The 11,132-nt window shown below is 29.7% G+C and carries 9 protein-coding genes; 6 read left to right on the top strand and 3 right to left on the bottom strand.

Features of this window, described 5'->3' with window-relative positions; translation table 11 throughout:
* Nucleotides 1–476 precede the first annotated feature (476 nt).
* Nucleotides 477–1,292: a lipid II flippase Amj family protein gene (locus tag ACFWM3_RS23090; protein WP_390313071.1), complete on the bottom strand. Its 816-nt coding sequence runs from the start codon at nt 1,290–1,292 to the stop codon at nt 477–479.
* Nucleotides 1,293–2,004: 712 nt separating this feature from the next.
* On the opposite strand from ACFWM3_RS23090, the gene ACFWM3_RS23085 reads away from it, so the two are divergent.
* The 3 genes from ACFWM3_RS23085 (at nt 2,005) to ACFWM3_RS23075 (ending at nt 5,154) form a co-directional block, all read left to right on the top strand.
* Nucleotides 2,005–2,265, top strand: a complete 261-nt coding sequence (locus ACFWM3_RS23085) for a DUF2187 family protein (protein WP_390313070.1) — start codon at nt 2,005–2,007, stop codon at nt 2,263–2,265.
* A 981-nt stretch (nt 2,266–3,246) separates the two neighbouring features.
* Entirely contained in the window at nt 3,247–4,143 is an 897-nt protein-coding gene (locus tag ACFWM3_RS23080; protein WP_390313069.1) for an ABC transporter ATP-binding protein, read from the top strand.
* Nucleotides 4,144–4,197: 54 nt separating this feature from the next.
* A complete protein-coding gene (locus ACFWM3_RS23075; RefSeq protein ID WP_390313068.1) occupies nt 4,198–5,154 on the top strand; it encodes an ABC transporter permease in 957 nt (318 codons plus the stop codon).
* Nucleotides 5,155–5,223: 69 nt separating this feature from the next.
* Here the strand turns inward: ACFWM3_RS23075 and ACFWM3_RS23070 are convergent, their stop codons facing one another.
* Entirely contained in the window at nt 5,224–5,859 is a 636-nt protein-coding gene (locus ACFWM3_RS23070; RefSeq protein WP_390313066.1) for a GntR family transcriptional regulator, read from the bottom strand.
* A 443-nt stretch (nt 5,860–6,302) separates the two neighbouring features.
* A complete protein-coding gene (locus ACFWM3_RS23065) occupies nt 6,303–6,950 on the bottom strand; it encodes a GntR family transcriptional regulator (protein WP_390313064.1) in 648 nt (215 codons plus the stop codon).
* A gap of 273 nt (nt 6,951–7,223) precedes the next feature.
* Here ACFWM3_RS23065 and ACFWM3_RS23060 point away from each other — a divergent pair, with 273 nt between their 5' ends.
* From ACFWM3_RS23060 to ACFWM3_RS23050, 3 genes are read left to right on the top strand one after another with little or no spacing between them, the layout of a single operon-like run.
* Nucleotides 7,224–8,711, top strand: coding sequence for a spore germination protein (locus ACFWM3_RS23060; protein WP_390313063.1), 1,488 nt, complete (start codon nt 7,224–7,226; stop codon nt 8,709–8,711).
* 19 nt (nt 8,712–8,730) lie between these two features.
* Complete coding sequence (locus ACFWM3_RS23055; RefSeq protein ID WP_390313061.1) at nt 8,731–9,816, top strand: GerAB/ArcD/ProY family transporter; 1,086 nt, start codon at nt 8,731–8,733, stop codon at nt 9,814–9,816.
* Nucleotides 9,813–10,895: a Ger(x)C family spore germination protein gene (locus tag ACFWM3_RS23050; protein WP_390313060.1), complete on the top strand. Its 1,083-nt coding sequence runs from the start codon at nt 9,813–9,815 to the stop codon at nt 10,893–10,895. Before ACFWM3_RS23055 ends, ACFWM3_RS23050 begins: the two co-directional genes overlap by 4 nt.
* Nucleotides 10,896–11,132 lie beyond the last annotated feature (237 nt).

Genomic DNA, 11,132 nt, shown 5'->3' with positions numbered 1-11,132 from the left:
GTAATTATTATAATAATAAGCTTGGCTTTACTATTAAGATATTGGGTGATGTTTTTTGCTACAATCTTTCTATGAAAATATTAGCGATAATTTTGTTGAGCTGACTTCGGAAATATATTTTATAAAATTTATAGAAAGAATTATAAAACTAAATTTCCTTACGTAACTAACACATACTTAGAAGACCGATCAAGAAAGGCAGCCAATGGCTGCCTTTTAATTTTAGTATTTGGTAGGGTAGTTCAAGAAGAAAATTTATTTTTACTCTTACTCTAAAAAATTAATTAACCGTATCATTTAATTAGGATTAATCATTTTAGAGCTCTAATTGTTCTGCTCCTAAATCCCTTGAACCTAATATTAGAATAATACCAATTTTTCTAAAGCAACTAATCGCCATTTAATTGAATAAGAAAAAAGTTACCGATGCAGCTTTAGGTAATTCAACTATTGAATGCCTTAATTGAATAAGAGTTTTAGATCCACTTTGCAAACCAAGCAACATAATATGCAGCAGGAATAAATAAAAGTTGAGACAAGATTGTACCAAAAAATTTAGAACTAATCATTGTGATCGAATAACTTTTTAAGTAAACATAATCACTTTGTTTTTTCATTACTCGATCTGCTAAAACAGAAGCTTTAGGGTCAATAAATAATGTTAGTAAAATTGTTGATATACCATTAACTATTCCAGATGACATCAATGCAGCTTGAGCAAATTCTTTCGGTACTATCAATGATGCATAGATTGATGAAAGAACCGATATTGTGTATACAGATGTAATAATAACATTTACAACAAAAAGCCGTTTTGGAATCGTTTTGAATGTAATTCCTTTTAGATACGATAAACTTGGAACTCTAAAACACTTAACAATATTTTTAAACCCTTTACGATTAAACTGACTAATAAACAACGCAATTATAGAACCACGTTGATTAGATAATTGGATGATAGCTCTTGAAAATATATTTACAAAAGTAGGAAATAGAAGTATTCCAAAAAGTACTCCAATTGTTGTTACTCCAATTAAAATCCTATATTGTTCCTCTATGAATAGTAGTTTGTTTCCATCCGGCGCTTGGGCAATGAGCTTAGCAGTTAGTGGTTGTTGAATCATTGTAGAAAACCTTGAAACGATTACCAGTGTACTAAATAATGATAAAGCGGTTGCAATTAGTTTCACTCTTGCACCCGAAATTCTGGTTGAATAAGCCAAAGTTTCAATCATTGTCACAATAAATATAAATACAGATATAATGACTACTTTTCCTGTAATAAGTTCCATGATTAGCTCCTCAATTTTTGAATATTATCATTTGAAAATTAGAGATATAAAATTATGTATTCTCTTTTATAGTTAATTAATAGAATGTTTTCACCAAGAAGCTTTAACTGTAGTAACACACATAATTTATTTTACCTTATTTTCCCATTTACCACATTATTATTTATTGTTTCTTATGCAACTAATCTGCAAATTACTTAAAATAAAAAAAGCCACATAAAAGCAGCTCGTGTTGTTCAACTAAAGGACTGCATTAGTTGAATAGTTTCTTATTATTTTTTCTTTTTACAACATAGTCCCAAATGGAATAGACAGCACTTTGTGCAAATAGCAAGAAAAGTATCCCAACACTAATATTTTGCAATTCCGAATTTGTAACTATGATAACAATAGGAACAAAGATTAAGCTAATAACTAAAAATTTTATCATTTTATCCCCTCTGACCATTTTTTTTAATTCCAAAATTTTACAAATAAATTAACTAATAATATAAATTCTATTTTAAAGATAATAGTCCTTTAATGCTTTTAATTAGACCTTACACTTCTCCATCATGTTCCCAATAAAAGAATATAACATTAGTTACCTAGCACTATTTATACACGGATATTTGGGTACACAGTCACGATTAAATCTAGTATCCAGTTCACTTTTGAATATTCAGATATTTTAGTAATATTAAATAAAAGTAAATAAAAAGGTGATAAACAGATGTGCAAAAATAATAAAACAATCATAACAATGAATAAATATTATGTAAGACCTGGTGACGAAATTGAATTTATGCCAAAAGAGGATAAAGTAAGAGAAATCAGACCGAATTTTGTAAAAGGAGTTGTAACAAAAGTTCTTTCAAACTCTGTGATTGTAGATATGAGAAATGATCGTAACCATCGAAATTATTATGAACATGATCACACTGTAATCAATCATAAAAAGTATAAAATTTTAGCTTCTATTGCAAAAAGTTAAACAAACTTAATTTCCTAGAAAATAGCCTTAGCCCAAATTAAAGGGATAAGGCTATTTTTTTTTTAACATTCTTTGGATTCTATAGGCCTATTTCTTCCTAACATTTTGCTTCATACTTTGAGAATAACAGTGACTATAAAATTAATGTAAAAAAGTTGCGATAAGGTGAAAACCTACAGCATTTTTTTTCACTGAATTACCACTATTTATGTAAAAGATACTATTTGAACTATATTAGAATATTTATAGGTTGTTTTTCGCTCAGAAATCCGAACGAATTTGTTGATACTATCGTGTTAATTGATTAGAGGATATTGCCCCAAAACATTAATAAAAAGTAACAGAAGATCATCGCACCTATCTTTAAAAATGACTTTCTATTTTGATATATACCATATATCCATAGGGTTGTAAAAAATACAAAACCTATTTGTCTGAAAAGAGAAGGATCATTGAGTATATCAAATATATTTATGATTAAAAACAATAAAACTATTAAAATTGGTGCTACAACTATTAATACTGGCTGTTTCAGAATACTTACCACCTTTTATTATTTTTTAATCGGATACTAATTTACTAAATTATACTTTAAATTTTTTTTGAAAGGAGAATAAATTATGAAAGGAAAGTGAATCTTAATGTCAATAAATAAAAGATTAATTAATGAGAATAGTAGATTAGTTTTAGAGCAGGTAGAAACTGCTTTTTTTTTGTTTTAAGAGGAACTAAGGAACTAATCGGGAATTACCACTTGTATTACAATCGATCATTCATATCATGCATGAATACATATGCATGCCATATAAAGAATAGATTTCAAAGAACAGTGAAAAAACACGAAAATTGTAATATTTATCATGATTTAGTAATAATACATTACGTTTTTTAATAAATTCAGTCTTTAGACCGTTTTTTTCAATATCTTAAATTGTTAAAATAGAATTAGATTTAGAAAATATTGGAAATAAGGAGGACGAAATGAAAAAGGCAATTGTACAAATTAAGAACTTATCAAAGGAAATAAAGGGGAAGAAGATTGTTTCTGATTTAAGCTTTGATATTTTTGAAGGCGAAGTTTTTGGCTTCTTAGGTCCAAATGGAGCTGGTAAGACGACGACGATCAGGATGATGGTTGGTTTGATGAATATTTCTGAAGGTGACGTTGTCATTAATGGTCATAGTATTAAGTCTAACTTTGAAGAAGCAATTAAGAATGTAGGGGCAATTGTAGAGAATCCAGAATTGTATAAATTTCTAAGTGGTTATGATAATTTACTGCAATATGCTCGAATGGATAAGAATGTAACAAAAGAGAAAATTGATGAAGTTGTTGAGCTTGTTGGTTTAACTGGAGCTATTCGTCAAAAAGTTAAAACATATTCTCTTGGTATGAGACAGCGTCTTGGTCTGGCTCAATGTTTATTGCATGACCCGAAGGTTTTAATTCTTGATGAACCTACGAATGGACTTGATCCAGCGGGTATCCGTGAAATGAGGGATCACCTGCAGCTTCTTACGAAGAAAAAAGGAATGGCCATTATTGTATCAAGTCACTTATTAGCAGAAATGGAAATGATGTGTGATCGAATCGGCATTATTCAACAAGGTAAGCTAATAGATGTACAAACTGTAACTGAGCTTACAACTGAAGATGTCCAAACGTATTCAATTGAAGTGAATAATAATGAAACTGCACTTAAAGTGTTATCTAAACATAATGCTCAGTTAGTTGATGGAGAAATACATATTGAATTAACGAGAGAAGATGTACCGAATGTAATTGAGTTATTAGTCGAAAATCGCATTCGCGTTTATGGGTTTAAAGCAAATGCAAAAACATTGGAAGATCGTTTCTTAGAAATTACGAATGTTTAACAACTCTTTAATTTGTTGATGCTTTAGAATTTCAAAAAGAAAGGGACTTAGAATATGTTAAAATTGATTCAAAATGAATGGATAAAGATTATTAAAAGACCAGGTACAATAGTGATGGTTGCTCTCATTATTTTACTAGTAGGAGCTATGGGTTCATTTGTAAAATATAATGAACATAAAAAAGAGCAAAATGCAGACCCGAATTGGAAGCAAACATTACAAGTACAAACTGCAGAAGATAAAAAACAATTAAAAGGTATAAATGATAAAAATGACCCTGAAAGAAAGTATTTAGAACGATCAATTGCAATTAATGAGTACAGAATAGATCATAATATTTCACCAAATGAAAAGACAAATGTTTGGACTTTTATGGATGTTTCATCAAGTTTAATTATTTTAGTAGGACTATTTACGATTATTGTTTCTGCAAATATTGTGGCGAGTGAGTTTAACTGGGGTACGATTAAGCTATTACTAATCCGTCCGTTTTCTAGAAAAAAAATAATTATGTCAAAGTATTTAACTAGTATTCTATTTGGTTTTGCTATGTTATTTATATTATTTTTAGTTTCAAATCTACTTGGTTTAGCACTTTTTGGTACAGGAAGTGGGAATACTTCATATTTAGCATATGTCGATGGCCATGTTGAAGAGCAAAGTAGACTAATCTATTCTGCAAAGCTTTACGTAATGAGTTTCATCGAAACATTTATGCTTGCTACGATGGCGTTTATGGTTTCAACAGTATTTAGGAACAATACAATTGCGATCGGTATCTCAATTTTACTATTAACAGTCGGAAATACGGTAACAGTTATTTTGGCTGGATTCTTTGACTGGACAAAGTTTATCTTATTTGCCAATACAAACTTAATGCAGTACGTCAATGGTAATCCACCAATAGAAGGAATGACAATGACATTTTCAGTAATTGTATTAATAGTCTATTTTGTTATTTTCCTTGGATTATCATTAGTTGTATTTTCAAAACGAGATGTAACAGCCTAATTTGTTAGAGCGATCTTTAATTTCAACAAAAAAGCCTTATTCTGATTGAAGAATAAGGCTTTTTTATTACTAAAATAATGATTGTATTTTTTCTTTCATCATTTCATTATACAGGTTCAATGCTTGGTCATACTCTTTTTCTTCAAAAAATTTAGTTAATTCTTCGTACTTCTTAATATGATTTTCAACTGAACTTCTTCTATAGGAATAATATTTACTTGCAATAATTTCAAATTTATTTTGTAAATTTTCGATCGTTTCCATCATTAAATCATTTTGACTTGTTTGTAAAATAAGATTATGATAGCGATTTGCTTCTAAGTAATATAAATCATGTTCTTCATCAGCAACCGCATTTTTCAATAACTGAATGCATTCATTCATTTCATAAATTGGAAAATCAAGCATTTTCCTTTTAGCTTTTTCAATGCTTCCAATTCCTAAAAATAAACGACATTCTAAAAAATTTACGATATCAATCAAGGTAATTTGAATGTTTTGCACCATTGAGCCCTGGTTTTTAAAATGTTTAACCAAACCAGTTGATTCCAATTTGACAAGCGCCCTTCGGATAGGGGTTCTACTCATGTTCAAATCATTTACAAGTGATGCTTCAGTTATATAAGTACCAGGAGAATATTTACCTTGTATTATAGATTTTTTTATTTCTTCATAAGCTTTTTGTTCAAGTGTTATATTAGGCAATAAACTCACCATCCTACTTTCGGGTGTTATTTTTGTGCTCAGCTAAACAAGAGTGCGATTTGATCTAAAACCACTCATGTTTCGTTAACGAGCCACTATACTCACAATTCTAATGTAATGTACCGCAGCTTTCATAAACCTTTTTTCTAGATTGAAGAAAAGAAAAAGTGTTTGAAATAGAACGAATATTATACACAAAGTATACAATAAAATTGACAAAATAGTATAGAAAAATAATTATTTCAATAATATGGTAAAAGAAGAGATTATTTAATAAGATTTATCAATTTGTTTAGTGAAATGAGAGGATTTTTTGAAGCGAATAATTCGTTGTATTATTAATTTGGCATAAGTATTGTATACAATAATAATCGTTATAAATACATTATCGATAATCATTAAAAAACATCTAAAGCCTTAAAAGCTTTAGATGTTTTTACACATTAGAACATTAAATCAATAAATGCTTCCTCTTTAAGTTGAGTTAAAATTTCAGTCGCTTTATCAAATTCAGATTTTTCCACACAATCAATAAGAGAGTTATATAAGTCTAATGTGTTTGGGATTCTATTTTTTCTTACATTAAATACATTAGATGACGTTGCTTCTTCAGTAAATCTTTTCCATAAATTATCAAGCATTTCGATGATTAAATTGTTTTGAGAATTTAGTAAGAATGTTTTATAAAACTCTGTCAACGCTCTGTGGTAATTACGGGCATCATCTTGATTGTATGCTTTTTCCATAGAGCCAGTAATTTCTCTAAGTAGCTTTACATTAAATGGAGTATGCTTCCTTTGTGATTTTTCTAAACAAAATACAGCAAAGCACCATTGAATTTCAATCATATTTATTATTTCTTGTAAAGTAAAATGAGTATATGTAACAGTCGTTCCATGAAAGTTATTATGTGATAACAACCCTTCGGATACAAGTCTTCCAAGTGCTCTTCTAATCGGTGTTCTACTCATTTGTAATTCAGAAACAAGTGCAGTTTCTTTCAAATGCATACCAGTTTGATACTCACCTGATAGGATCAAGCTTTTTAATTTTTCATATGCAATTTGTTCTAAGGTTTTCTCTTTTGCCATTTTATTCTCCTACTATAAATGTATTAACTATTTCAATAAAAGATCTTCTTAGTTTAATCCTTAATAGTATACATTAAAAATCCAATTGATAAGCTTTATAAAAAAATATTTCAATTTTTTGTAATGAAACAAAGGTAATTTTTAATCTATATATCGGTTTAAAATACCAACTTTATATGTTCAATGAATTAAACGATGTATTTTCTTCCATTTATTAGAATAATTTCCATTCCCTTATCAAATCATAAAATAAAATCAAAATAGGGGAACGGTATGAGAACTTATAAAGATGGTATGAAAAAAGATTCCTCAAATGAAAATTGGATTGAAGAATTATCGAAATCAAAGGATTTTATTAAATTTAAAACTTCTAGTGATCTACAGAATGACAGTTATTATAGTGTGTATTTTTACCGAACGTTAATTAGGTCTGAGATCATGCATGAACAAATACTTCCATATTTGACAAAGAATTATACGCTTGAAGAATTGATGTCTCAACTTCCAGTTCAACAACTTACCATTACTTCAGATAGTTCTAAAATTAAAAGTAAACTGCTAAAGGGCTATACGGCAATTCAGTATGGTGATAATTTAACTGATTCTTTACTTGTTAATATTTCGAATAATGTATCCAGAACAATTGGTCCTCCTATAATGGAAGCTACTACTCTAGGTCCACAAGTTGGATTTGTAGAAGATATGGATGTAAACATCAATTTAATTCGAAATAAATTACCAATATCTGATCTTTATATTGAGGAATTGGTAGTTGGGAAGCTATCAAAAACGAGTGTTGCTGTTATCTATATAAGTGGAATTGCTGATGATGAAAATGTTAATACAGTTACACAGAGGATAAAAGATATCCAATATGATCATATTCCGGATAGTTCATTTATTTCGTCTATGATTGGTGATAACACGCATTCTATTTTTCCACAATCGATTCCAACAGAAAGACTTGATCGGACAGTCGGAGGTTTAACTGAAGGGAAAATCGCCATTGTTGTTGACGGTTCTCCAAATGTTCTTCTGACTCCTGCTTTAATAGATGAGACTTTTATCGCGATGGAAGACTATTATGTCAATTGGGAACTTGCTACATTTTTCCGTTTACTAAGAATATTCGGTTTCGCACTTTCGATATTTATAACGCCTTTTTATGTTGCAGTTCTGACCTATCATTATGAGCTAATTCCACCTCGCTTACTTGAATCATTAGTCATATCTAGAGCATCTGTACCATTTCCTCCAATTTTTGAGGTGTTATTTTTAGAAATTACGATCGAGTTAGTAAAGGAAGCTGGACTTCGATTACCATCAAAAATTGGACAAACCCTTGGTATTGTTGGTGGTATTGTAATTGGGCAAGCTGTTGTAGAAGCTAAGCTTACGAGTAATATTCTCTTAATCTTAGTAGGACTTGGTACACTTGCATCCTACACATCTGCAATCTATAAATTTAACAATACGATTCGATTTATAAAGTTTCCAGTCATCATAATGGCTCAGCTAATTGGGCTTTTAGGGATTTTTATGGGCTTTATCTATTTAATGACGCACTTGCTCCGATTAACCTCTTTAGGAAGACCCTATATTGGAACGTATCCATTTAGGAAAACGTCATTTAATGATTTGTGGATCAGATTACCATTTGCAAAGCAGAAAAAAAGACCTACGAATTTAAGACCAGCTACACTTTTTCGATCAACAAATGATATAAAACGACCTGGTCCACCAAGTGATTTTGATGAATAAAAAAGGGGGAGATTTATTAATGGCATCATATAGAAGACAACAAGTTTCACCGTATCTCCTATTTTTTATTATTACAAGCTCTCAAATAGGCGTAGGTGTTTTAGGGTTTCAACGACTCATCTCACAAGATGCTGGTTATGATGCTTGGATTAGTGTAATTATTGCTGGGTTTATTGTTAATGCAGTTGTATGGATTATGTATAAAATGTTAACAAAGGCACAAGGAGATATTATTGATGCGCATAAGCAATTTTTTGGTAATATTATCGGATCAATCTTAAGTTTAGTTATTCTAATCTATTATCTAATTTTAGCAATATCTGTTTTAAGATTATATATTGAAATCGTTCAAGTTTGGATGTTTCCGTCTATATCAACGTGGCTATTATCGAGTATCATTTTATTATTATGCTACTATATTGTATCAGGTGGGTTTCGTGTAGTAGTTGGGATTGCATTTCTATCTGGAATCTTTACGGCATTGCTTTGGGCTTTGCTATTTCATTTGCCACATAAATATATTCATATGGATAATATTTTACCTATTCTTGATCATTCGTTTAAAGATTTGTTATTGTCTGCAAAAAAAACAATCTATACAATGGCGGGGTTTGAAATATTACTAATGGTTTTTCCATTTATTCGGAATGGAAATTCATCTCAAAAGTTTGCTCAATGGGGAATCGCTTTTTCAACTTTAGTCTTCACTTTATCGGCTTTTACAACTTTTTTACTATTAAGTGAAAAACAAATTGAACATGTAATCTGGGCGAGACTCTATATAGCTAAATTAATTCATTTTCCATTTTTAGAAAGATTTGAATATATCCTAATTTCCAGTTTTTTAATAAAGGTTATTTCAATTTTAGCTCTATTATTATGGGGCTCAAGCAGAGGCTTAAAATTAATTTTTAAATGGAAGCAAAAGTATACATTAATATTGATTAGTGTAATTAGTTTTATCGTTTGTCAATTACTTGAAACTCGATATCAAATTAATGCATTTGTAGATTATACAAGTAGAATTTCTCTATACATTTTTTATGTTTATATACCACTTTTTTCAATCCTATTTATGATAATGAAGTCTGGGAAAGCAAAATGAAAAAATATCTTCTATTTTCTATTATTTGTATTGCGTTATCTTTAAATGGCTGTGCACTTGTACCGTCTGCGAATGTAAATGAACTAAATATTATTGAAGCAGCTGGGTTTGACCTTCAAAAACCGAAACAATTGAAAGGCACTGTCGTTTTTCCTGTGTTTAGACCAACTGGACAGATCGAATTTAAAGTGTCTTCTGCAAGTGGAGAAACAATAAAGAAAGTAAGGGAAAGATTAGATAGTCAAATGAGGTATCGGTTAATGTCAGGTCAGATGCGTGTTGTTACATTCAGTCTAGACTTAGCGAAAAAAGGTTTTTTCCCAATTGTTGATACGTTTAATCGGGACCCGGCCGTTGGGAATATCATACAATTAGCGATCGTTGATGGTGAATCAAGTGATTTACTTTCATTACCACAGTATAAAAATGAAAACATAGCTTTATATCTTTACGATATGCTTTTACACAATTCAGAGGCTGGACCTTTTCCCTATACCGATTTTTCAACGTTTGTCTATCAATATTTTGAAGTAGGGCAGGATCCGTATTTACCTGTGTTAAAAATAGTGGATGATAAGATTAAATTAAATGGCATTGCAACTTTCAAAAGAGATAAACTTATAACAATTATTCCTTGGAAATATGCTTTCATTTTTAAAGGGTTGAAAGAAAATTATAAAGAAGGCTTACATCAGTTCAAAATTGATGGAGAATATGTGGCAATTGATAATATAAAATCTAAAAGTAAATATGATATCAAAATCAAAAAAGGACAACTAGAGTTTACAATTCATATGAAAATGAATGCCAGAATTCAAGAATATACTGGTGATAAACCAATAGTACTTCCTAAACATATGAAACAAATAAGTAAAGCAATTGAAAGGGATATTGAAAAAAATGCAAAGGAGCTTATTTCACTCCTTCAAAAAAATAATGTTGATCCAGTTGGTTTCGGCTCAAAATTAGAAGCACATTACAGGGAATTTGATGGAAAAAAATGGAGGAAACAGTATTCGAGTGCAAAAATTAAAGTGAAAGTTAATTTAGATATACTTCATACGGGAATTGTTGAATAGGATTATTTTTCGAATGAACAAAATAGAACTATTAAAACGCGAATGGACTAAAAAAGGACGTCTTAAGGTCAGGTCATTATGGGCTTAATGACGCCTTTTTTTATGACCTTTTTTCTTCAAAAATGTAAAGTTTTATTGTATTAAAATTGTATACAAATCCCTTGAGCAGTATGTTAATATATTATTGCAAGTAGGTTAAGAATAAGTATTTAAGTACTGATTTATTTTAATTTTAAG

It is taken from the genome of Gottfriedia sp. NPDC058432 (assembly GCF_042721555.1).
Classification (GTDB): domain Bacteria; phylum Bacillota; class Bacilli; order Bacillales; family Bacillaceae_G; genus Gottfriedia.
This window is presented reverse-complemented; position numbering and strand designations above follow the sequence as displayed.